The following is a 22605-nucleotide window of genomic DNA, read 5'->3' as shown; positions in this document are numbered from 1 at the left end:
CTGCGGTCAGTTGGTCCGTGCGGGACCAGACGGCTGTGTCGTGGATCTCAGGTTTCGAGTTCGTAGGCTCCGCTTTTCCTTTGATTCATCGGGAAGTCATTTGTGTGTGGCAAAAGAACACCTCGCTGTGCTACCCGCGCCACCGCTCGGTGCGATATCCGATGCGTGCGGCGCCCCCGTTCGCCGTCGGCGGGACGGTCGGCCGGCGGCCTTCGGGGACGTGTCGTCCCGCGGGGGCCTCCGCGGCTCCAAAAGCGGGCTTAGGCCCGTGAGCTGGCCTTCTGCTGCCGGCGTGATCTTTCTTAGTCAAGCGACGGGAACCGGCGGATCTGGATCGCGGCCGCGTCGAGGTCCCCGGCACCGGACAGGGCGATGTGTTCGACATCGCCACGCTGGGTCACGTTCACCTCCGCGCGCGACCAGTCGGCCTCCACCGGAACACGGTGCGGAGCCTGGAGCATCGACCTGGTGCGCGGAAGGACATGAGCCGGGCAGCAGATGTGGCGCCGGCACGTGGAGAACCGGGAAGCTGACCGTGTCCCAAAGATCGCGGTTCAGGGTGTTGGCGTCGGCGCAGGGAGCACTCATGTGGGAGCGGGAGCAGATGTTCGTCGGAGGCGCATGGGTCGCGCCGAGCACCGACAGCAGGATCGAGGTGACCTCGCCGCACACCGAGAAGCTGATCGGTCGCGTCGCCGCGGCGAGCACGGAGGACGTCGACCGCGCCGTCGCCGCGGCGCGGCGGGCCTTTGACGAGGGGCCGTGGCCGCGGACCGATCCGGCCGAGCGGGTCGAGGTGATCCGGCGGCTGGCCACGCTCTACCGCGGGCATCGCGACGGGCTGGCCGAGCTCATCACCGCAGAGCTGGGCGCGCCGATCTCGTTCGCCAGACGCGCGCAGGTCGCCCTGCCCGGGGCGCTGATGACCGCGCTGGCCGACACAGCGGCCGGCTACTCCTGGCAGGAGAAGCGGCCAGGCGTATACGGCCAGGACATCATCCTGCGCAAGGAGCCCGTGGGCGTCGTCGCCGCGGTGGTCCCCTGGAACATGCCGCAGTTCCTGACCGTCACCAAGGTCGTCCCGGCGCTTCTCGCCGGCTGCACCGTCGTGCTCAAGCCGGCGCCCGAGTCGTCGCTCGACGCGCTGTTCTTCGCCGACCTGCTCGACCAGGTCGGCCTGCCGCCGGGCGTCGTCAACGTCATCCCCGCCGACCGTGAGGTGAGCGCCTACCTCGTCGCCCACCCCGGCATTGACAAGGTCTCCTTCACCGGCTCGACGGCGGCCGGCAGGCAGGTGGCGGCGGCATGCGCTCCCAACCTCACCAAGGTCAGCCTCGAGCTCGGGGGGAAGTCGGCGGCCATCGCTTTGGACGACGCCGACCCGGCCACCGTGGCGCGCGCCGTCCGCCTCTCGGGCATGGGCATGGCCGGGCAGATCTGCAACTCCCTCACCCGGGTACTCGTGCCCACGAGCCGCGTCGGCGACTACGCCGATGCGCTCGCGGCAACCCTGTCGGCCATCAGAATCGGCGATCCGGCCGATCCCGCGACCGAGATGGGCCCGCTCGTGGCCAGGCGTCAGCAGGAACGGGTCCGCCGGTACATCGACACCGGCGTGCGGGAGGGCGCCCGGCTCGTCGTCGGCGGCACCGATCTGCCCGACGGGATCGATCGTGGATGGTACGTGCGACCGACCGTCTTCAGTGAGGTGGACAACTCGATGACGATCGCCCGGGAGGAGATCTTCGGCCCGGTGCTCGTCGTCATCCCCTACGGCGACGAGGACGAGGCCGTTCGCATCGCCAACGACTCGGAGTACGGCCTGGCCGGCTCCGTGTTCACCGCGGACACCGAGCATGGGCTCGAGGTGGCGGGCCGGGTCCGGGCCGGTACCTTCGGCGTGAACCAGGGCTACTCCATGGACCCCGCGGCTCCCTTCGGGGGAGTGAAGGCCAGCGGCTACGGCCGTGAGCTCGGCCGTGAGGGCCTCGAGGGCTACCTCGACGTCAAATCGATCTCCGTCGCCACCGCGTAGCGGGTTCTACCCGCGTATCGGCCGCAGCCGGGAATCGAGCTGAGCGCCGCCCGGCCCGGCCCGGCACGGCCCCGGCACGGCACGGTGCACCGGATTTTCCGCCTGTATATCAGGGGAAAATCTCGCTTCCGGTCAGGCTGGGGGGCACTGGCGGTGCCTCCCGGCAGCGGTGGGTACCGGTGTTGGATGAGCACATGGAGTACACCCGGCTGGGATCATCAGGATTGAAGGTCAGTCGCATAGCGCTCGGCTGCATGAGCTTTGGCAAGCCCAACACCGGGCGAAACTGGGCGCTCGACACGGACGCGGCGGAGCCGATCTTCCGGCAGGCCGTCGAGCTCGGCATCACGCTCTGGGACACCGCGAACATCTACGGTGTGGGCACCTCCGAGGAGATCACCGGAGAGGCGATCGGGCGCTACACGAGCCGTGACCAGGTCGTCATTGCCACGAAGCTGTTCGCCCCGATGAGCCAGGGGCCTGGCGGAGGCGGTCTTTCCCGCCGCGCGGTGTTCGAGCAGATCGACGCCTCCCTGCGCCGCCTCGGCACCGACTATGTCGACCTGTACCAGATCCACAGGTTCGATCCGGAGACGCCGGTCGAGGAGACAATGGAAGCTCTCCACGACATCGTGAAGGCGGGGAAGGTTCGCTATCTGGGCGCCTCGTCGATGTGGGCCTGGCAGTTCTCCAAGATGCAGTACACCGCTGATCTGCACGGCTGGACCAAATTCATTTCGATGCAGGATCAGTACAGCCTTGTGGCGCGCGAGGAGGAGCGCGAGATGTTCGGGCTGCTCGCCGACCAGGGCGTGGGCAGCCTTCCGTGGAGCCCGCTCGCCGCGGGACTCCTCACCCGGCCGTGGGGTGATGTGAGCACGACTCGTGGGTCGTCCAATCCGACGACCGACGGATCGGGCAGGCCCCTTTTCCTCGACAGCGACCGAGGCACGGTCGACGCGGTGCAGCAGATCGCGGAGACGCGAGGCGTCTCCATGGCACAGATCGCGATGGCCTGGGTGCTGAAGAATCCTGTCGTCACCGCGCCGATCGTCGGCGCGACGAAACCACACCACCTGGCGGACGCGGTCGCTGCCCTGGACATCGACCTCAGGGACAAGGAAGTAGCCGCGCTCGAGGAGCACTACTCTCCGCGTCAGCCTACCTACTACGGGTCGAAGTCCGGTTACTGATCTCGCGGGCGACCTGACCCTGTGGGCATAGACACGTCGTCCGCCGCCCTGGCCCCGGTCGATGGTCTACCGGATCGTGGAAGCCGACCCGTATCCCGCGAGCTGTATCGCCACCGTCCAGCGCAACGTGCGGGAAACCGGGCAGCCGCCTGGATGCCGATCCGCGCCGCGACAACCTTCAAAGCCGCAGAGAACCGGGAAAAGGCCATTCCACCTCGCCGGACAACGTCCGGCGACGAACACGGTCCACGCCGGGCCCGCGCCGATCCACAGGTGGTTCGGGTTCGGCGGTTCCACCATGCCGTCGTCGTGACGATACGTGCCTGAAATCCCCTCCAGTGCGGCCTACGAGTTCGCGACGCGGCCGAGGTGATGTTCGACGCTCAGTGGACTTCGGGTGAGGCGACCGCCTGCGGACCGAAACCCTACGTTCCGATGCGCTGATGGCCCAGATCGTCATCGACACGCGGGTAGCAGGGTTGCCGGCGTGGCCGGAGATTCACTGGCTACCATCGCGCGGTGCTGGTCCTGGACCTTCGCTCGAACAAGGAGCCAAATGGATATCGGGAGATACTCGAGAAGCGTGTTTCTTACCGGCGGACTGTCCGCGGCAGCCCTGCTGTTGGCGACTCCTGCGTCGGCGAGTACTGTTTCCGCCAATCCGTCGAAGGAGGGAAAGAAGGGGGCGAGCTCGGCTGCGGCTCCGATTTGCTGGGGAAGCGGTGGCGGAGTGCCCGGGAACACCGGAAACGGTGTGACGTGCTATCAGCTCGTTCCCGCTGATGAAGCCACGACGGCGGCGTGGTCGCAGTCGCAGGCCGGCCCATGCCTCGTGGATCCGGCCGGTGGGGCGGTGGACTCGGACGGGGACGACTGGTTCGAGGACGACTGGTTCGATGAAAAGCGGGCGGTCAACCTGATCATCGGAAGTCTCACGATCGGCGGCCTTGGGCCGACTGTGGGCGGCACCGGAATCGTCGGTGGAACGGGGAACACGGCCGGCGGTACGACTGCCGCATTCGGGGGGATCGCCGCGGGCGGGACCACCGTCGGCGGGTCCGGTAACTCCGGCAACATCGGGGGAACCACGATCAACGCCCCGGCCGCCGCCGACACGGCCGCTGTCGCAGGTCCTCGACCGGCGATCGTCGTGTCTGGTCAGCAGTGTTCGGTCGGCTCGACTGGATCCGGTCAGGCGCCCACCACGGGCCTTCAGGATCAGCAGGGCGCTGCGGAAGACGAGTGGGCGATCCTCGAGGACGACGACCTGACCGAATGGGAGATCTCCCTTCCTGAGCTGTGAAGGTGTGCTACTCGAGGATCCCGCTAGGGCGTGTATCCAGTTGTGATCTATCTGTGGGATTCGCTCTCGTGGCGGGGCCTGATCCGGTAGATCGTCCTGCATGACGCGGGTGCAACTGACGGACGAGGAGTGGGAGTTCATCGAGCCCTACCTGCCGATCGGCAGGCTCGGCCTGTACCCCGAGCGGTTGCGGCGGCAATTCGAGCGCCTGATCAACAAGCTGAAGGCCTGGCGAGGCATCGCCACCCGCTATGACAAGACCCCGCAGAGCTATCTCGCCGGCCTCCCGACGCACGGCTACCGGGAGGCGCCGGGCGGCAGCTCTTGCTGCTCGACCAGGATGCGACTACCGTCGCATGTTGATGTTGGTGTCAGATTGTGTCGGATCTCCCAACTGACGGCGTGCTCCGCGGACGTCGGCGCCGCGCCGGGGCGTGTGAACGGTGAGGTGGCCCCCTAGCGCAGTCGATGCCGCTGGAGCGGAGAGCGGGACGAGTGATAGCGGAGCCCGCGAAGGCCCACCCGAGGCCGAGGCCGAGGATGCCGGTAACGGGCGAGCCGAGCGAGGCTCATCCGTCACCGGCGCGGCCGATCCGGTTCAACACCGGCCCGGGCCGGATCTCCGACCTCTCGGAGCTCCGGGAGGCCGGGCAGGCCATCGAGCGTCTCGGCTATTCGACCTTCGCTCTCGCCGACCATTTCATGATCCGGTACGCTCCGCTGATCGCGCTCCAGGCGGTCGCCGACGCGACCAGCACGCTGCGGCTGACCCAGACTGTCCTCAACCAGGATCTACGGCATCCCGCCGTCCTAGCCAAGGAGCTCGCCACCCTGGACGTGCTGTCCCAGGGGCGTCTGCAGGTGGGGCTCGGCGCGGGATGGATGCAGGCCGAGTACCAACAGGCCGGCATCCGGTACGACCCGGCCGCCGCGCGGATCGCGCGGCTCGAGGAAGTGGTCATCATCCTGAAAGGCCTGTTCGGAGACGCTCCGTTCAGCTACTCAGGCGCGAACTTCACGATTGATGCTCTTCGTGGCACCCCACGACCTCTGCAGCGCCCGCACCCGCCGATCATGATCGGTGGCGGTGGCCGCAAACTGCTCTCGGTCGCCGGGCGCCACGCCGACATCGTGCAGATCATGCCCCGGCTTCCGCAGGAGGTCCGGCCGGCCGAACCGCATCCGTTCAGCGGCGAGGCCTACGAGGAGAGAATCGGCTGGGTCCGCGCTGCCGCCGGGGACCGCTTCGGCGACATCGAGCTGGGAGCCCAACTGCTGAACGTGACGATCACCGATGATCCGGAAGCGGCGTTCGAGACCTGCTTCCAGAGCTTTGGCCGGCAGGTCCGAGGATCGTCCGGGGGCGCCGTCCCGTCGCGAGCGGACCTCGGCTCGTCGCCGATGGTCGCCATCGGTTCGCTGGACGACGTCTGCCGGAAAATCCTGGACGTCCGTGACCGGTTCGGGATCAGTTACTTCACAACGCCGCTCGGTGCGAGCCCCGAATCCTTCGCGCCGGTCGTGGAACGGCTGGCGGACGCGCCAGCCGGCGCCGCGGCGTGACTCCGGCGGGGAGCCATCGACCCTTCGGTCCTGCGCCGCGAGCCGGCGGAACAGGCAGCGGCGCAGGTAAAGGCCTGACCGTCGGACCGGGCCCTGCGCAAGCCGTGGGGCCCGGAGCGGCGAAAGCCGCGCGCGGGCAGCCGAGATCAGGCCCCCCGCTGTGGCGGGGAGATCCGCGCTGCCCACACGCCGGACCCGACGAGCCGCTCCGCCTCGTCGCGGATGACCTGGCCGACCTTCGTCGCGAAACCGCGCGGCAGTTCCAGGTGGGACGTGGTGCCGGTGCCCAGCTGTTGCGTGAGTGCGGGATCGCGAAGCGGGGCGTAGCGCAGCCTTTTGTTCTCGATTTCGGTAGCGCAGGCGGAAAGCGGGAGAATTCCGTATCCGCGGCCTGCGGCGATGAGATCCTTTGCCACCTGAAGTGAGTCGGTCGCGAATCTGGACGTCAGTTTCAGCTTGAGCTTCAGCGCCGTGTTCTCGAGACTGTTGCGGATTCCGGTCTGGGAGGCCGGCAGGACGAGCGGGAAGTCGGCGAGCTCGGCGAATCCGATCGCTCGGCCAGGCATGAGGTCCGACGCGGCGCCCCCGACAACGACAAGATCCTCCACCAGTAGCTCCTCCTGGAACAGTCGGCCGTCCAGGACGGGATGGATCACGGCGATATCGACGGAGCCCTTCAACATGCCGTCGACGAGTTCGTCGGTACTCCCGACGCGCACCTGGAAGTCGACTTTGGGAAAAACCATGCTCAGGCTGTCCAGTAACGGTGCGGCCAGCACGCAGGCGGCGGTCGTCGGCAGGCCGATATTCAGCGCCCGCTCAACTCGCGCCAGGCGGGACCCGACGTATCGCATAGCGAGCTCCAGCTGACGCAGCGGCGCCGTCGTGGTGGCGCGCAGCCGTTCTCCCTCTTCTGTCAGTTGCACACCGCGAGCTGTTCGCCGGAACAGTGTGACGCCGAGGTCCTCCTCGAGGAGTCGGACCTGACGGCTCAGTGCGGGTTGAGCGATCCCCAGCACGCTCGCGGCGCGATTGATCGATCCTTCGTCGGCGACTTGTAAGAAGTATCTGAGGCGATGTGTGTCCATGGCACGCATGCTACACCAGTCATGCCGAACCGGTATACCCAGGCGTCGAAATTTGTATTGGCATGCTCCGGCGGTATGGCCGTAACATCCTTGGAACCAGACGAGATGGTGCGCCTTGCTGTGCTGGATAAAACCTTTTCTTTGGGTCGGCGATAGGGGATCTCATGGATTCGGATACGCAGTACCTGACTCAGGCGCTGGGGCTGGACCGGCTGCCCACCCATATCATCGACAAGCGGGTAAGTGAGCTGCTGGACCTGAGTGGCCAGAAGGCGATTGTCATCGGTGCGGGGGGTGACGGATTAGGTCATGCGATCGCCAATCGGCTGGCTGGTTCCGGTGCCGATATCGCGCTGGTCGGCCGGACCTTCGAGAAGGTCGAGCGGCGCGCGGGGGAGATCACGAAGCGCTGGGGCGTGAAGACCGTTCCGATCCGCGCGGACATGTCGGACTGGGACCAGGTCCATCGGGCGGTGCGGGAGAGCCGGGAGGCGCTCGGCGGCCTGGACATCATGGTGAACAACCCGGTCATGGTGGCCGCCGGGGCCTTCGAGAAGCACACGAAGGAAGAGATCGACCGGACCGTCCTGGGTAGCCTGACCATGATGATGTACGGCGCGCACGCGGCGCTGGAGTACCTGCTGCCCCAGGGCTCAGGGAAGATCATCAATATCGGGGCGGTGGGTGGGCGGATTCAGCAGCCCGGCCTGACGGTCTACTGTTCGTGCAAGGCCGGGGTCATCGGTTTCACCCGTAATCTCGCGCACGAGGTCGCGTCCCGTGGCGTCAACGTGCTTGGTGTGGCTCCGGGTATCATGATCAAGTCCGAGATGAAGGCGATGCTCTTCGAGCCGCAGAACGAGGCGCAGCTCGCGGGCCGGAAGTCCATCATCGATGCGCTGAAGAACCAGGTGCAGCTGGGCCGGGTCTGCCTGCCGGAAGAGGTCGCCAACATGGTCGCGTACCTCTGCTCGGAGGCCGCCGACTACATGTGCGGTCAGACCATCGACGTCGCGGGCGGTCAGTGGATGGGATGATCTGATCGCTGGGCGATTGGACGGTATGTGCTGTCGTCGCGCCAGGGGCGCGGCCGATGATCCTGGCGCGACGACACGCGGGGGAATGGCTTTTCAGTACCAGAGTGCGGGAGCAGTGAGATGCGCGGACTGGCGGACAAGGTCTTCATCGTGGCGGGCGGGGCCACCGGAATCGGTGCGGGGGCGGCAAAAAGGCTCGCCGAGGAGAGTGCCAAGGTAGTAGTTGGCGACATCAACCTCGCCGGAGCGCAGAGCACCGTCAGCAAGATAAACGAGGCCGGCGGCAGTGCGGTCGCTGTCTACTTCGACCTCGCCGACGAGCGCTCGGTCAATGAGATGGTCGATACGACGCTGGAGGAGTTCGGCGCCGTCCACGGCCTGTTCAACGTCGGCGCGGACCTGTCGCCCGGCAACCTCGGGCGGGACAAGTCGGTACTGGACACCGATCTCGACGTGTGGCATCGAACACTGGACGTCAACGTGGTCGGGTTCGTGCGGACCATTCGCGCCGTCCTGCCTCATCTGCTCGCGAACGGTGGCGGTGGCATCGTCAACACCTCGTCCGGTGCGGCGGTCAGCGCAGGCGACCGTCTCCGGCCCGCCTATGCGGCCTCGAAATCGGCGGTCAATGCGCTCACGCGGCACGTCGCCGGGAACTGGGGATCCAGGGGCGTGCGCTGCAACGGGGTGATGCCGGGTCTGGTGATGGGTGAGACGCAGGAGGTCCAGAACGACGTCGCGCTCCAGGAAAGGTTCCTGAAGGAGGTCCCCACCACCAGGCTGGGCCGCCCGAGCGATCTGGCCGCCGTTGTGTCCTTCCTGCTCTCGGACGACGCCGAATGGATCAACGGTCAGGTCTGGGCGATCGACGGCGGCGCCAACATGCGTGCCTGACGAACGACCCGGCATCCGGCCAGGGATGGCCGACACCGTGAACGCGGTGACCGGCGTCGGCAGGTCGGCTGGGAGGCACAGGTCGTGCTGCGCGACATCCGCGGGCTCGACTCCGAGCAGGAACGCGAGGTTCCGGCTTGGGCCGCCCGGGCGCTCGTCGATGATACGGCTGGCCTGCCGTCGCCGTCCGGTCGGCCCCGAACCAGACGTGCCCGCTCGGATGGCCGCCGTCCTCGGCGGGGACCTCGGCGCGCTGGCGCAGCAACTGCGGGACGACCACCACGTCGGAGCGGCGGGGTGCCCCTGACGGCACGCCTCCGCCCCACCTGCCTGGCTGCCCCACCTGCCCGGCCCCCGACTTGTCCGGGAACCATCCCGCGATCCGAGAAGGGGTGTCCTGCAAGATCGGAATGGTCGCGGTCCGCGCTGCGTATGATTCCCGTGATGGAACCCGGCCGAACGCGTACCCCGCCCCGCCAGCGGGCGACGCTTGTGAACACCAGGTCACGGGAGAGTCGTCTGGCCCTCACTCGCGCCGCCCTTCGTCTTTGGAGCGAGGGTGACTTCGATGCGGCGTACGAAGCGAGCACTGTAGCTGATATCGCTCACGCAGCCGGGGTCAGCAAGGGAACCTTCTATTTCCATTTTCCCAACAAGGAGGCGATTCTCCTTGAGATGAGCTCGGCGACGATCCAGGCGATGATCGACGAGGTTGAGGCTGGAACCGCGCGAGGTGTCCCCCTGCGCTCGTTGAGCGAGCAGGTGATGACCTCGATGGCTCGACGCGTTGTTCGCGCGCCCAGGGGGGCCGCGCTGCGGGCCGGCGCCCTTGGCTTCGTGGGGCGGCCGGATGATGGAACCCTGGCGATCCCTCGCCTGAGTGTCGCCTTCGAATCCCTCCTCCGCCACGGTAGGGAACGCGGCGAGCTTGGCGAGCAGATCGATGTGGAAGAAGTCGCCGCGATGATGACGGCCGTGACAATGGAAGCAATCACCCGCTGGGGGGCGGGAGACCGCTCCGCCTCCTGGCTGCGCCAGACGCTCCGTGATCGAGTGACCGTCATCCTGCGCGGTATCAGCCACCCGGATGAGAGTTAGCCGACCGCTGCGCAGGCGGGCGTCCGAGGCGACGGCGGTCGCCGTCGCCTCGGGCCCGGACCTGCACGCTGACTCGTACCGGACGAAGCGAGCCGGTCATCCGAGGTCTGCCTCAGTTGTTCCTCGGACGGGCGACCCCGGCGCCGAGCATGTCGCCGGCGCCGAGGTCGGCTGCGCGAGCCTGGGCCCGCGGAGCTTCACCGTGGTTTCGGGTGCACGCCCCCTACAGGGTGTTCGCGAGCCGGTCGGCGAGAATGCGGGTGAAGCGGGACGGGTCGGCGAGCTCCCCGCCCTCGGCCAGCAGCGCCATCCCGTACAGCAGCTCCGCCGTCTCGCTGAGAACGTCGGAGCTCGCGTCCTGCTCGTGGGCCTTCCGTAGCCCCTCCACCAGGGGATGCGTCGGATTGAGCTCCAGGATGCGCTTGGAGTGCGGCACGTTCTGCCCCATGGAGCGGTACATCTTCTCCAGGGTCGGCGTGATGTCGTGGGTGTCCCCCACGATGCAGGCCGGCGACGTGGTGAGGCGTGAGGAGAGGCGGACCTCCTTCACCTGCTCGTGCAGGGTTCTGGTCAGCCAGGAGAGCAGCTCGGCGAAGTCCTTCCGCTGCTGCTCCCGTTCGGGCTCGGTGCTCTCCTTCTCGTCGGCCGTGCCGAGATCGACCTGGCCCTTGGCGATCGACCGCAGTGGCTTGCCGTCGAACCGCGCCACCCGCTCGACCCACACCTCGTCGACCGGGTCTGTCAGGAGCAGCACCTCATACCCCCTGGCGAGGAAGGCCTCCATGTGTGGCGACTTCTCGATCATCAACCGGGAGTCGCCGGTCATGTAGTAGATGTCGTCCTGGCCGTCCTTCATCCGGTCGACGTACTCCCGCAGGGTCGTCGTCTGCTCCGGGTCGCGCGTCGAGGCGCAGGAGACGATCTCCAGGATCGCCTCCTGGTTGTCGACGTCGTCCAGCAGCCCCTCCTTGACGACGGGCCCGAACTCCTTCCAGAAGGTCCGGTAGCGCTCGGCGTCGTCCGTCTGCAGGCCGCGGACCGTCGAGAGCACCTTTTTCACCAGCCGGCGGCGAACCAGCTGGATCTGGCGGTCCTGCTGGAGGATCTCGCGGGAGATGTTCAGCGACAGGTCGTGCGCGTCGACGACACCCTTGACGAACCGCAGGAAGTTCGGCATGAGCGCCTGGCAGTCGTCCATGATGAAAACGCGCTTCACGTACAGCTGGACGCCACGCTTGCCGTCCTGCGCGAACAGGTCGAACGGCGCGTGGGACGGGATGAAGAGCAGCGCCTCGTACTCGAAGAGGCCTTCGCCCTTCATGTGGATGGTCTCGAGCGGGTCGGTCCAGTCATGGCTGAGGTGGCGGTACAGCTCGTTGTACTCGGCCTGGTCGACCTCGGCGGGCGGGCGCGCCCACAACGCCTTCATCGAGTTGAGCGTCTGGACGTCGGTCGTGACCGTGCCGTCTTCGTCCGTGCTCGCCGCCTGGTCCGGGTTCTCGGTAGCCATTCGGATGGGCCACGCGATGAAGTCGGAGTACCGCTTGACGATCTCCCGGATCTTCCGCTCGGCGGTGTAGTCGAAGAGGTGGTCCTCGCTGTCCTCCGGCTTGAGATGCAGGGTGACGGCGGTGCCCTGCGGCGCGTCGTCGACATCCTCGATGACGTACGTGCCCTCGCCGCCCGACTCCCAGCGCGTGCCACCGCTCTCGCCGGCCCGGCGCGTCAGCAGCGTGACCTTGTCCGCCACCATGAAGGTCGAGTAGAAACCGACACCGAACTGGCCGATGAGGTCCAGCGACGCGGCGGCGTCCTTCGACTCCTTCGCCTTCCGGAGCATCTCGGCCGTTCCCGACCTGGCAATGGTGCCGATGAGCTGGACGACGTCGTCGCGGGACATGCCGATGCCGTTGTCGCGCACGGTGAGGGTGCGCTGCTCCCGGTCGACCTCGAGGGCGATGTGCAGGTCTGACGTGTCAGCCGAAAGGTCCTTGTCGACAAGTGAGGCGATGCGCAGCTTGTCGAGGGCGTCGGACGCGTTGGAGATCAGCTCGCGCAGGAAGATATCTTTGTCGGAGTAGATCGAATGGACCATCAGCTGCAGAAGCTGACGGGCCTCGGCCTGAAATTCAAGCGTCTCGATCCGATTGCTCACGGGACCTCCATGCGGACACGAACAGTTCGCGGAACAGGATACCGACGCGCAGCACCCGTTCGGTGCCCGCACGGCATCCGCTCAGTCGAGCATCGGGCGCACCGGAACCCGCCGGAGCCACTGGCCGAGGCTGAGTACCATCTCGACCACGGACGCCGACCTGCGGCCGGCGTCCGGTAGGACACGAGGGCGCGGGTCAGGTCGACGATTTGCGCGGCGGCCTGCTCACCGGCGCCCCGCGTATCTGGGTCCCGTCGGGGTAGAAGGCGACTACGTCGAGGCCGTCGATCCGGTCGGCCGACCGGCACCGAGCCGCCCGCGGAGGCGGGGGCGGGGGCGGGGCGAAGGAGCCGGGGTCGAACAACCTGGACCGCCGCCGGCGGGGCTGCGCACATCCTGCGTCGGGATTACGACGCCCACACGGTCGCCGCTGACCAATCCTCTCATTACCTCGATTTCCCGGAATCGCCTGTGAATGCGATGGTAATCGGCCTCTCGGCAAAATTCAGTGCTCTGGATGGTCTGACGCAGAAGTAACTCCAGATACAGGCGAACAAATCTGGCTGACAACGACCGCACGGCGGTGAACGAAGATGCCCCGGGCTGCGACGTCCCGGGTCGCTGGAGGCGCGGACGACGTCCCGGCCAGCGGCTGCGGAGGGCATGCCCGGCAGCGGATCACATCGGCGCAGCTGCACTGATGGTGCTGGCGCAGCGGTGCTGATCGAGCCTGGTGGCCGCGTGCGCGGATCAAACCGGTGCGTGGCGCCCCGGGCCGGCCGGCCCCGGAGCACGCCCGGCCGTCGTTCCCGAGGCGCCGGCTCCCGGCCATGATGGATACTCCCCAGGACGAACAGGCCGTCGGCCGGCAAGAAGGAGCAAAAGGATGCAGAAGGCGCTCGCGCCCGAGATCTCGACCTGGCCTGCCGAGCAGCCGCAGCTCATCGGTAGCCGCTGCGGCGACTGTAGCGCCACGACGTTCCCCACCCAGGCCCTCTGCCCCCGGTGCAGCGGCGACAAGATGAGTGACGAGCTGCTGCCCCGTCGCGGCACCCTCATCGCGTGGACGACGCAGGGCTTCGTCCCGAAGCTGCCCTACGCCGGTGGGGAGACGGCCGAGACCTTCAAGCCGTTCGGCGTCGGGCTGGTCCAGCTCGACGACGTGATCCGCGTCGAGGGCCGGCTCACGGAGGCCGACCCGGAGAAGCTGAAGTTCGGCATGGACGTCGAGCTGACGATGGTGCCGTTCTACACCGACGCCGACGGCGACGAAGTGATCACGTTCGCCTTCGCGCCAGCCTGACCCACGCCGCACGAGCCAGAGAGGAACCATCGAGATGAACGACGTCGCCATCATCGGCGTGGGCCTGCATCCCTTCGGTCGCTTCGAGAAGTCGGCCATGGAGCTCGGCGCGGACGCCATCCAGCTGGCGCTGAAGGACGCCGGGGTCGGCTGGAAGGACATCCAGTTCGGTGTCGGCGGCAGCCTGGAGATCGCCAACCCGGACGCGGTGACGAGGCTCGTCGGGCTGACGGGCATCCCGTTCACCGACGTGTTCAACGCCTGCGCGACCGCGGCCAGCGCCATCCAGCTGTGCGCCGACACGATCCGGCTCGGCAAGTACGACATCGGCATCGCCGTGGGCCTGGACAAGCACCCGCGCGGCGCGTTCACCGCCCATCCGTCGATGCTCGGCCTGCCGGCGTGGTACGCCGAGAACGGCCAGTACGTCACCACGCAGTTCTTCGGGATCAAGGCCAACCGCTACCTGCACGAGCACGGCATCTCGCAGCGGACGCTGGCGAAGGTGGCGGCCAAGAACTACCGCAACGGTGTGATCAACCCGAACGCGTTCCGGCGTAAGGCGCTGAGCGAGGAGGAGATCCTCGGCTCGCCCATGCTCAACTATCCGCTGACGCACTACATGTTCTGCTCGCCGGACGAGGGTGCCGCCGCCGCCATCATGTGCCGCGCCGACATCGCGCACCGGTTCACCTCGCAGCCGATCTACCTGCGCGCCACGGAGATCCGCACCCGCCGTTTCGGCGCCTACGAGGTGCACAGCACCTTCGCGCCGGTCGACGAGGACGTCGCGCCGACCGTCTACGCCGCCCGCGCCGCCTTCGAGGCCGCCGGCGTCGGCCCGGGGGACGTCGACGTGATCCAGCTCCAGGACACCGACGCCGGCGCGGAGATCATCCACATGGCCGAGTGCGGCTTCTGCGCCGACGGTGAGCAGGAGAAGCTGATCGCCGAGGGCGCGACCGAGATCAGCGGCTCGCTGCCGGTCAACACCGACGGCGGTCTCATCGCCAACGGCGAGCCGATCGGCGCGTCCGGGCTCCGCCAGGTGCACGAGCTGGTTCGCCAGCTGCGTGGTCAGGCGGGTGACCGTCAGGTCGCCGGCAACCCGCGCGTCGGGTTCGCCCAGGTCTACGGCGCCCCCGGTACGGCCGCGGCCACCATCCTCACCGTCTGAGCAGGAAAGCCTGGGCGAGCGGGCCACCACCGCGGATATCGCGCGGTGGTGGCCCGGTCAGTCCGGTTGAGCGGCCTGCAGCAGGCCGGACTGGTACGCGATGACGACCAGCTGCGCCCGGTCGCGGGCGTTGAGCTTCGCCATGGCCCGGTGGACGTGCGTGCGGGCGGTCAGTGGGCTGATGACGAGCCGGTCGGCGATTTCGTGGTTCGAGTGTCCTTCGGCTACCAGCGCCATGACCTCGCGTTCGCGAGCGGTGAGCGCGGCGAGCGCCACGGGATTGGCGGTGGCCGCGGGCTCCGGGGCGGCGAGGAAACGGCTGATGAGAACGCGGGTGGCCGCCGGTGAGAGAAGGGCGTCGCCGCCGGCGACGGTGCGGATGGCGGAGAGCAGCTCGTCCGTTCCGACGTCCTTGCCGAGGAAGCCGCTCGCGCCGACGCGGAGCGCCTGGGCCACGTACTCGTCGATCTCGAAGGTCGTGAGGATCAGGACACGGGTGGCCGCCAGCGTCTCGTCGCCGCAGATGGCGGCGGTGGCGGCGAGCCCGTCGGTGCCGGGCATGCGGATGTCCATGACCACGACGTCCGGGCGGTGCTCCCGGGTCGCCGTGACGGCCTCGTGGCCGTCCGCGGCCTCACCGACGACCTCCATGTCGCTGCAGGAGTCGATCAGAATCCGGAAGGTCGCCCGCAGGAGGGTCTGGTCGTCGGCGAGGAGCACTCGAATGGTCATCGGCTTCCGTTTTCGTGGGAGTTCTGGGGTGCAGGGGCAGGACGGCGGTGACGTGGAAGCCGACCTCGGGATGATGACCGGCCTCGAGATGCCCGCCGACGGACAGCGCGCGTTCCCGCATGCCGATCAGGCCGAACCCGCTGTCCGAGGCCGGGATCGACGTCCCGGCGCCGGGACGCGCGCCGCGGCTGACCGGGCCCGCGTTCTCCCCGCCGCCATTTATGATCATCAGGGTGACGCTGTGCGGGGCGTAGGTGATGTCGACACAGGCGTTGTCGGCCCCGGCGTGCTTCGCCACGTTGGTGAGCGCCTCCTGCGCGATCCGGTAGGCCGTGAGATCCACGCCGGGGGAGAGCGGGGACGGTTCGCCACGGGTGGTGATCGTGACCGCGAGCCCGGTCGCGGCGAACGTGCCGGCGAGCTGGGGGAGCTGGGCGAGCGAGGGGGCCGGCTCCAGCGGCGCGTCCAGGTCGTCGCTCTGCCGCAGGAGGCCGACGGTGGCCTTGAGGTCGCGCAGCGCGGAGGAGGTGGTGGCGGTGAGGCTGGCGAGGATCGGTTCCGCCTGGTCGGGGCGGGTGCGGACGAGGTGCGCGGCGGTGCCGGCCTGGGCGTGCGCCAGGGTGATGTGATGGGCGACGACATCGTGCAGCTCGCGGGCGATGCGGGTGCGCTCGTCGGCGACCCGGCGGCGTGCCTCGGCCTCGCGGGTGCGTTCGGCATGCTCCGCGCGGGCACGGACGGCGTCCAGGTAGTCCTGTTTGATCCGCCGCGCGCCGCCGAGTGACGCGGCCATCAGCAGCCAGGCGGTCGGGCCGATGGTCTTGAGCTCCAGGGGATAGCCCTTGGGGTCGGCGACCAGCGCCGTCGCGACCACCGCCGCGCAGCCGGGGAGCAGGAAGCTCAGGGTGGTCCTGCGGTCGGTGCGCGCGGACAGCCAGTAGACCGCCGCCATCGCGGGAGCGATCATCAGCGAGGTGAGCAGGTAGCCCAGGCCGGCCAGGACCACGGTGCAGGCGATGGCCACCACGGCGGTCGCGCGGGGATGGCGCTCGTTCCAGAGCAGGGCCGTGCAGGCGACGGCGGCAAGCAGGACCGCGGGGTATGGGGAGCTGTCGTGGGCGACATGCTGCGGGTTGAGCCTGCTGGCGGGACCGGCGGCCGCGAAGGCCAGAACCGCGATCACCACGGTGCTTGTGCGGTGATGGTCCCGGAGGCGCCGCCACCGGCTGGTGATCGTCATAGTGGTTCCCGTCCGATGCTGGGCCGTCGCTGGGCCGTGGTGCCCACGGTACGGGCCCCGTCCGAGGGTCGCAGTGCCGCCTGCCGGGTGCCGGCGGCCCTCGGACGGGGCGTGCTTATCGCGCGGACGTGGATTCCAGGGCGACGGGGTCCTCGCGGCCGGTGACCGGTGCCGCAACGGCCGGTGCCACGCCGGTCGGCCGGTGCAGCGTCTCGCCCTCGACGTCGATGTGGGGCAGGACCCGGTCGAGGCGGCGCGGGATCCACCACGCCTTCTCCCCGAGAAGGGCGAGGACGGCCGGGACGATGGTCATGCGGACGACGAACGCGTCGAGCAGGACCGCCGTGGCCAGGCCGAACCCGATCATTTTGATGATCGGTTCGGCGGTGCCGACGAAGCCGGCGAAGACCGCCATCATGATCAGTGCGGCGGCCACCACCACCCGGGCGCTGTACCCGAACCCGGACGCGATCGCCTCCCTGGCGCTCTCGCCGTGGACGTGGGCCTCACGGATCCGCGCGACGAGGAAGACCTCGTAGTCCATGGCCAGGCCGAAGACGATGCCCACCATGAAGATCGGCATCATGCTCATGATGGGTCCGGTCTGGTCGAGGCCGATGAGCCCGGCGAGCCAGCCCCACTGGAACACCGCGACGACCGCCCCGAGTGCCGCCAGGACCGAGAGCAGGAACCCGAGGGCGGCCTTGAGCGGGACGAGGACCGAGCGGAACAGCACGAGCAGCAGCAGGAACGCCAGGCCCACCACGATCGCGAGGTAGGGGACGAGTGCGTCCTGCACCTTCTGCGCGATGTCGATGTTCACGGCGGTGGTGCCGGTGACCTGGAAGGTCACCCCGGTGGCGGCGGTGACCGCGGCGCGTTGCGCGCGGATGGTGTGGACGAGGTCCCTGGTCGCCGCCTCGCTCGGTCCGGTGGCCGGCACCGCGGTGAACACCGCCGTGTCGCCCGCGGCGTTGAACCGGGCAGCCGAGACGGAGACGACACCGGGCGTTGCGCCGATCCTCTCGGCGGCCGCGCCGACCGCCGCCCGCGCGTCGCCGGAACCCGCCGCGTCGACGACGATGGTCAGCGGGCCGTTGAAACCCGGCCCGAAGCCCGCGGCTAGATCGTCGTAAGCGCGCCGCTCGGTGGTGGACGTCGGCTTCGCCTCGTCCCCGGCCGTACCCAGGCGCAGGTCCAGGACGGGCAGCGCGATCGCCACCAGCGCGAGCACGGCGAGCACGAGGACGGGCAGCGGGCGGCGAACGATCAGGTTCGCCCAGCGGGTGCCCGCGTTGGGCCCGCGGCGCCCGGTCCTCCTCGTGGTCCTGCGTGCGGCGCGGGGGAGCACGGCGCGGGGGAAGAACCCGAGCAGCGCCGGCACCAGGGTCAACGCGACCAGGACGGCGACACCGACGGTGCCCGCGGCGGCCAGGCCCATCTTCGTCAGGGTCGGGACCCCGACGATGAACAGCCCGGCCAGCGCGATCACCACGGTGAGCCCGGCGAACACCACCGACGACCCGGCGGTGCCGGCCGCGACCGCCGCCGCGTCCCGCGGCTCCAGCCCGCGGGCACGTTCCTCCCGGTAACGGGAGACGATGAACACGGCGTAGTCGATCCCGACGGCGAGCCCGAGCATCATCGCCAGGGTGCTGGTGGTCGAGGACAGACCGAGGATGCTGGCCAGGGCCATGATCGAGGCGATCCCGACGCCGACGCTGACGATCGCCGTCAGCAACGGCAGCCCGGCCGCGGCCAGCGAGCCGAAGGTGACCAGCAGCACGATCGCGGCGACCGCGATTCCGACGGCCTCGGTCACCCCACCCGCCCCCGGCCGGGTCGTGAGCGCGTCCCCGCCCAGCTCGACGGTCAGGCCCGCCGCCTGGCCGTCCGCGACCGCGGTTCGCAGGGCTTCCTTGGTGGCGTCGGTGAGATCGTCACCGATCACCGTGTAGGAGACCGTGGCGTACGCGGTCGCCGCGTCCGTGCTGACCGCCCCGTCCTGGAAGGGGTCCGCGGTGCCGGCGACCTGCGGGCTGGCGGCGGCCGCCGCGACGACCCTCTCAACAGCGGCGTGGTTCTCGGGCGTGGTCAGGGTCTGGCCCGGCGGGGCGACGAAGACGATGCGGGCGACCGCCCCGTCCGCCCCGGTGCCGGGGAAACGTTCGTCCAGGAGGTCGAACGCCCGCTGGGATTCGGTACCTGGCATGGAGAACGCGTCGTCGGGGGCGGCGGGCGCTCTGGCCGCGCCGAAACCGACAGCGACCAGCACTCCCACCCAGAGCAGAAGAACGTATCGGCGCCGCCGGAACGACAGACGGCCCAGCCGATAAAGAAAAGTCGCCACGGGGGAGGTCTCCACATCATCTCGGGTACCCGAGAAGCCTGCGTGAGCCCGGTGGGTCCCGTCGTCGTCCGTACGCCGGCACTTCCGACTACGAAGACCGCAGTACCCGCCCGCCCGGCGGGGTGCCGCCGGGACGACTACCAGCGCAGTAGCCGGACGTCCGCCTACCGAGCCCGCAGCACCTGACGGGCCGGCATGGCTCGACCACTCCGAGACGCGGCAGGTGTGACCGGTTCCGCTCCGTCGTGCACTGACATTCGGGAGGTATGCATGATACATATGTATGTATAGTACAAAGAAGTGAGGAGGGGGCATGGTCTCCAGCGCAGACAGCGGCGGTTCCGTCCCGGTCGCTACCCGTCGTGTGGACGAGTCGCGCGTCAACGCGATCATCGCTGTCCTGGGTGGGATAGGCGTCGTCGTCGCGATGATGCAGACGTTGATGGTGCCGCTGCTGCCGTCGCTGCCGTCGCTGCTGCACACCAGCTCGGCGAACGCCTCGTGGGCGATCACGGCCACGCTGCTCACCGCGTCCGTCGCCAACCCGGTGTACGGGCGGCTCGGTGACCTCTACGGCAAGCGGCGCATGGTCTTCGTCGCCGGCACCGCGCTCGCCTGCGGCTCGGTGGTGTGTGCCCTGAGCGGCTCGCTCGTGCCGCTGCTGGTGGGCCGGTCGATGCAGGGCCTCGGCATGGCGATCATCCCGCTGGGCATCAGCATCATGCGTGACCTGCTGCCGGCGAAGCGGCTGATCCCCGCCATGGCGCTGATGAGCTCCTCGCTCGGGATCGGGAGCGCGCTGGGCCTGCCGATAGCGGCGGCGGTCGCCCAGCAGGCCGACTGGCACGTGCTGTTCTGGGGCTCGGCCGTCGCCGTCCTCGCCCTGATGGTGCTGATCTGGCGGGTCGTTCCCGAGTCGCCGGTGCGCGGCACGGGCCGGTTCGACCTGCCGGGGGCGATCCTGCTCTCCGGAGGGCTCGTCGCGCTGCTGCTCGCCGTGTCGAAGGGAAGCACCTGGGGCTGGACCAGCACCACCACCCTCGGCCTGGGCATGGTGGCCGCCGCCCTCCTCGTCGCCTGGACCTGGTGGGAGACCCGCGCCGAGGCCCCCCTCGTCGACCTGCGCACCACCATCCGGCGCCCGGTGCTGCTGACGAACATCGCTTCCGTCGCGCTGGGCTTCGCGATGTACGCGAACTCGCTGATCAACCCCCAGCTCCTGCAGCTGCCGAAGGCCACCGGGCACGGGCTCGGCCAGTCGCTGCTCGCCACCGGCCTGTGGATGGCCCCCGTGGGGCTGGTGATGATGGCCGTGTCGCCCATCGCCGGCAGGCTGATCACGGCGCGCGGACCGAGGACCTCGCTCATCGCCGGCTCGGTCGTGATCGCCGGTGGCTACTGCCTCGCACTCGGGCTCACCGGCAGCCCGCCGGGAGTCCTTCTCGTCAGCTGCGTGATCAGCACCGGCGTCGCACTGGCGTACGCGTCCATGCCCACCCTGATCATGCAGTCCGTGCCGGCCTCCGAGGGCGCCGCGGCGAACGGCCTCAACACCCTCATGCGCTCCATCGGAACCACGGGGGCGAGCGCGGTGATCGGCGTGGTCCTGGCGAACATGACCATCCCGTTCGGATCGACCCGGGTGCCCTCCCTCGCCGGCCTGCACGTCGGATACCTGATCGGCGCCGGTGCCGCGCTGATCGCCGGCCTGCTGGCCCTCGGCATCCCCGGCCGCGCGGCGTCGACGTCGACCGTCACGCTCCCGGAACCACGCCGGACGTCCCCGCAGGCGACCCAGCCCGCGGCGACGTCCACCTCAAGCGTCTGAGGTCAGGTCATGGCTGGAGCCACAGGGGCTCGGGCAGGAGTGATCCGAGGCCGTACTGGGTGACGCCGCCGACGTTCCTGGCGGCCATGACGCTCGGGTTCACCCGGACGGTGAAGACCGCGGGAACCAGCGCGGTCAGCCGCTCCTGGAGGGTGGCGTACGCGGCCTTGCGCTCCTGTTCGGTCGCCGCCGTGCGGCCCGCCTTCAGGGCGGCGTCGATCCGCTCGTCCTTGACGCCCGGGAAGTTGCCGCGGGAGTCGCTGCGGAACACCGTCCACATCCGTGGGTCCGGGTCGATGAAGTTCGCCGACCAGACGACCATGTCGAAGTCGTTGCTCGCCTGGATCTTGGGATACTCGGAGAAGTCGACCACCCGTACCTGGACCTTGACGTTCTTGTACGAGCTGAGCTGGGCCTGGACGTTCTCGGTCGTGTCCCTGATCTCCGACGAGGTGAAGCTGGTGAACGTGAAGGTGACGGGTTTGCCGTCGGCGGCCAGCTCGTCGAACAGCTGCTGCGCCTTCGCCCGGTCGTACGTCCGCAGCGGCTTGTCGGAGTAGAACGGCGAGGACTTGGTGAACAGCGTGTCGGCGGTCTGGGCGGCGCCGTTGTACACGGCCAGATTCAGTGCGTCCAGGTCGACCGCGGCGGCGATCGCCTGCCGGGCCCGCAGGTCGTCGAACGGCGCCCTGCGCATGTTCATCGCGAGGAACAGGCCGCCGCTCAGCGGCGCGACGTCCGTCGAGTAGCCGGCCTTCCCGGCCTTGGCGACGCTGTCCGCGTTCGTGTCGATGACCACGTCGGCGCCACCGCTGACGAGGGTGTTGTACCGCTGGCTCGAGTCGTTCGACGTGCGGATGGTGATGCTGTCGAGATAGGGCCGGGGAGCGTCCCAGTAGCCGGGGTTCTTCGCCAGCTCGATGCGGTCCTGGCGGGTCCAGGTCCGCAGGGTGTACGGCCCCGCGCCGACCGGCTTCGCGTCGAAGGACGTCTTGCCCTTCCGTAGCGCGGTGGGGGAGGCGATCCAGTTCATGGACGTGGTGAGCATCGCGGCCGGGAAGCTGGGCACCGGTTCGGTCATCGTCACCTTGAGGGTCGTGGCGTCCACGATGTCGGTGGCGGCGATGAGGGACGCCTCCGGCAGGTAGGGCGAGGCCATCGCCGGATCCCGATGGCGATCCCAGTTGAACTTCACCGCCGCGGCGTCGAGCGGGGTGCCGTCGGTGAACGTCAGGCCCGGTCGCAGTTTCAGCGCGAACGTGGCGCCCTTGTCGGTGGTGGCGAACGACTCCGCCATCGCATATCTGATCTCGCCCGTGTGCTCGTCGTTGGTCATCAACGTGCCGTACAGGGCGTTGCCCACGAACGCGTTGACCTGCCACGCGTTCGTCATGGTGACCGGATCCATCGAGCGGGGCTCGGAGAGCTGCATGACCCGCAGCGAGCCGCCGGCGACCGGCTCGCCGGTGGGCCCGGTGGCGGTGGTGGTGCCGGTCGTCGTGGACGAGCCGTCACCGCCGCCGCAGGCGCCCACGGCGAGCGCCACACAACAGGCGATGACGGCGGTGAGTAACTTCTCTCTGCGAGACATCGCAGTCCTCTCACTGGT

Annotated in this window: 17 protein-coding genes; 11 read left to right on the top strand and 6 right to left on the bottom strand. The window is 68.8% G+C overall.

Annotation, left to right across the window (positions count from 1 at the left end; genetic code table 11):
* Positions 1-586 precede the first annotated feature (586 nt).
* From MXD62_RS24565 to MXD62_RS24545, 5 genes are all read left to right on the top strand, one after another.
* Positions 587-2035: an aldehyde dehydrogenase gene (locus MXD62_RS24565; protein WP_248831828.1), complete on the top strand. Its 1449-nt coding sequence runs from the start codon at positions 587-589 to the stop codon at positions 2033-2035.
* Positions 2036-2229: 194 nt separating this feature from the next.
* Positions 2230-3228, top strand: a complete 999-nt coding sequence (locus MXD62_RS24560) for an aldo/keto reductase (RefSeq protein WP_248831827.1) — start codon at positions 2230-2232, stop codon at positions 3226-3228.
* A gap of 853 nt (positions 3229-4081) precedes the next feature.
* Positions 4082-4531: a hypothetical protein gene (locus MXD62_RS24555; protein WP_248831814.1), complete on the top strand. Its 450-nt coding sequence runs from the start codon at positions 4082-4084 to the stop codon at positions 4529-4531.
* 100 nt (positions 4532-4631) lie between these two features.
* The gene (locus tag MXD62_RS39350; RefSeq protein WP_285224168.1) at positions 4632-4991 is read left to right on the top strand and encodes a hypothetical protein; all 360 of its coding nucleotides are present in this window, start codon (positions 4632-4634) and stop codon (positions 4989-4991) included.
* Positions 4992-5071: 80 nt separating this feature from the next.
* On the top strand, positions 5072-6094 hold the full coding sequence (locus MXD62_RS24545) for a TIGR03621 family F420-dependent LLM class oxidoreductase (RefSeq protein ID WP_248831813.1): 1023 nt from the start codon (positions 5072-5074) through the stop codon (positions 6092-6094).
* A gap of 146 nt (positions 6095-6240) precedes the next feature.
* Here MXD62_RS24545 and MXD62_RS24540 read toward each other — a convergent pair whose 3' ends face one another.
* Positions 6241-7191, bottom strand: a complete 951-nt coding sequence (locus MXD62_RS24540; protein WP_368862447.1) for a LysR family transcriptional regulator — start codon at positions 7189-7191, stop codon at positions 6241-6243.
* A 155-nt stretch (positions 7192-7346) separates the two neighbouring features.
* Between MXD62_RS24540 and MXD62_RS24535 the strand changes: the two genes are divergently transcribed.
* From MXD62_RS24535 to MXD62_RS24525, 3 genes are all read left to right on the top strand, one after another.
* Positions 7347-8219: an SDR family oxidoreductase gene (locus MXD62_RS24535; RefSeq protein WP_248831812.1), complete on the top strand. Its 873-nt coding sequence runs from the start codon at positions 7347-7349 to the stop codon at positions 8217-8219.
* Between the two features lie 120 nt (positions 8220-8339).
* The gene (locus MXD62_RS24530; protein ID WP_251082252.1) at positions 8340-9113 is read left to right on the top strand and encodes an SDR family NAD(P)-dependent oxidoreductase; all 774 of its coding nucleotides are present in this window, start codon (positions 8340-8342) and stop codon (positions 9111-9113) included.
* Positions 9114-9545: 432 nt separating this feature from the next.
* Positions 9546-10211 carry a TetR/AcrR family transcriptional regulator gene (locus tag MXD62_RS24525; RefSeq protein WP_248831810.1) on the top strand — a complete coding sequence of 222 codons (666 nt, stop codon included), beginning with the start codon at positions 9546-9548 and terminating at the stop codon, positions 10209-10211.
* A gap of 223 nt (positions 10212-10434) precedes the next feature.
* Here MXD62_RS24525 and htpG read toward each other — a convergent pair whose 3' ends face one another.
* Positions 10435-12366 (bottom strand): molecular chaperone HtpG, encoded by a 1932-nt coding sequence (gene htpG, locus MXD62_RS24520; RefSeq protein ID WP_248831809.1) that lies wholly within the window; start codon positions 12364-12366, stop codon positions 10435-10437.
* Between the two features lie 886 nt (positions 12367-13252).
* On the opposite strand from htpG, the gene MXD62_RS24515 reads away from it, so the two are divergent.
* Together MXD62_RS24515 and MXD62_RS24510 are read left to right on the top strand one after the other, a co-directional pair.
* Positions 13253-13669, top strand: coding sequence for an OB-fold domain-containing protein (locus tag MXD62_RS24515; RefSeq protein ID WP_248831808.1), 417 nt, complete (start codon positions 13253-13255; stop codon positions 13667-13669).
* 34 nt (positions 13670-13703) lie between these two features.
* Positions 13704-14846: a thiolase family protein gene (locus MXD62_RS24510; protein WP_248831807.1), complete on the top strand. Its 1143-nt coding sequence runs from the start codon at positions 13704-13706 to the stop codon at positions 14844-14846.
* 57 nt (positions 14847-14903) lie between these two features.
* On the opposite strand, the gene MXD62_RS24505 is transcribed toward MXD62_RS24510, so the two are convergent.
* From MXD62_RS24505 to MXD62_RS24495, 3 genes are all read right to left on the bottom strand, one after another.
* Entirely contained in the window at positions 14904-15578 is a 675-nt protein-coding gene (locus MXD62_RS24505) for a response regulator transcription factor (protein WP_248831806.1), read from the bottom strand.
* On the bottom strand, positions 15481-16818 hold the full coding sequence (locus MXD62_RS24500) for a sensor histidine kinase (protein WP_248831805.1): 1338 nt from the start codon (positions 16816-16818) through the stop codon (positions 15481-15483). The genes MXD62_RS24505 and MXD62_RS24500 overlap by 98 nt, the downstream gene beginning before the upstream one ends.
* 115 nt (positions 16819-16933) lie before the next feature.
* Positions 16934-19168, bottom strand: a complete 2235-nt coding sequence (locus MXD62_RS24495; RefSeq protein ID WP_248831804.1) for an MMPL family transporter — start codon at positions 19166-19168, stop codon at positions 16934-16936.
* 313 nt (positions 19169-19481) lie between these two features.
* Here MXD62_RS24495 and MXD62_RS24490 point away from each other — a divergent pair, with 313 nt between their 5' ends.
* Positions 19482-20996: an MFS transporter gene (locus tag MXD62_RS24490; protein WP_248831803.1), complete on the top strand. Its 1515-nt coding sequence runs from the start codon at positions 19482-19484 to the stop codon at positions 20994-20996.
* Positions 20997-21003: 7 nt separating this feature from the next.
* Here the strand turns inward: MXD62_RS24490 and MXD62_RS24485 are convergent, their stop codons facing one another.
* The gene (locus tag MXD62_RS24485; protein ID WP_248831802.1) at positions 21004-22587 is read right to left on the bottom strand and encodes an ABC transporter substrate-binding protein; all 1584 of its coding nucleotides are present in this window, start codon (positions 22585-22587) and stop codon (positions 21004-21006) included.
* Positions 22588-22605 lie beyond the last annotated feature (18 nt).

It is taken from the genome of Frankia sp. Mgl5 (genome assembly GCF_023242985.1).
In the GTDB taxonomy this organism is placed as follows: domain Bacteria; phylum Actinomycetota; class Actinomycetes; order Frankiales; family Frankiaceae; genus Parafrankia; species Parafrankia soli.
This window is presented reverse-complemented; position numbering and strand designations above follow the sequence as displayed.

What these genes read in the sequence shown, in the direction of transcription:
- MXD62_RS24510 (WP_248831807.1), top strand. Translation starts at nt 13,704, where the DNA reads ATGAACGACGTCGCCATCATCGGCGTGGGCCTGCATCCCTTCGGTCGC.
- MXD62_RS24515 (WP_248831808.1), top strand. Translation starts at nt 13,253, where the DNA reads ATGCAGAAGGCGCTCGCGCCCGAGATCTCGACCTGGCCTGCCGAGCAG.
- MXD62_RS24490 (WP_248831803.1), top strand. Translation starts at nt 19,482, where the DNA reads ATGGTCTCCAGCGCAGACAGCGGCGGTTCCGTCCCGGTCGCTACCCGT.
- MXD62_RS24560 (WP_248831827.1), top strand. Translation starts at nt 2,230, where the DNA reads ATGGAGTACACCCGGCTGGGATCATCAGGATTGAAGGTCAGTCGCATA.
- MXD62_RS24535 (WP_248831812.1), top strand. Translation starts at nt 7,347, where the DNA reads ATGGATTCGGATACGCAGTACCTGACTCAGGCGCTGGGGCTGGACCGG.
- MXD62_RS24540 (WP_368862447.1), bottom strand. Translation starts at nt 7,191, where the DNA reads ATGCGTGCCATGGACACACATCGCCTCAGATACTTCTTACAAGTCGCC.
- MXD62_RS24505 (WP_248831806.1), bottom strand. Translation starts at nt 15,578, where the DNA reads ATGACCATTCGAGTGCTCCTCGCCGACGACCAGACCCTCCTGCGGGCG.
- MXD62_RS24530 (WP_251082252.1), top strand. Translation starts at nt 8,340, where the DNA reads ATGCGCGGACTGGCGGACAAGGTCTTCATCGTGGCGGGCGGGGCCACC.
- MXD62_RS24485 (WP_248831802.1), bottom strand. Translation starts at nt 22,587, where the DNA reads ATGTCTCGCAGAGAGAAGTTACTCACCGCCGTCATCGCCTGTTGTGTG.
- MXD62_RS24565 (WP_248831828.1), top strand. Translation starts at nt 587, where the DNA reads ATGTGGGAGCGGGAGCAGATGTTCGTCGGAGGCGCATGGGTCGCGCCG.
- MXD62_RS24545 (WP_248831813.1), top strand. Translation starts at nt 5,072, where the DNA reads ATGCCGGTAACGGGCGAGCCGAGCGAGGCTCATCCGTCACCGGCGCGG.
- MXD62_RS39350 (WP_285224168.1), top strand. Translation starts at nt 4,632, where the DNA reads ATGACGCGGGTGCAACTGACGGACGAGGAGTGGGAGTTCATCGAGCCC.
- MXD62_RS24525 (WP_248831810.1), top strand. Translation starts at nt 9,546, where the DNA reads ATGATTCCCGTGATGGAACCCGGCCGAACGCGTACCCCGCCCCGCCAG.
- MXD62_RS24500 (WP_248831805.1), bottom strand. Translation starts at nt 16,818, where the DNA reads ATGACGATCACCAGCCGGTGGCGGCGCCTCCGGGACCATCACCGCACA.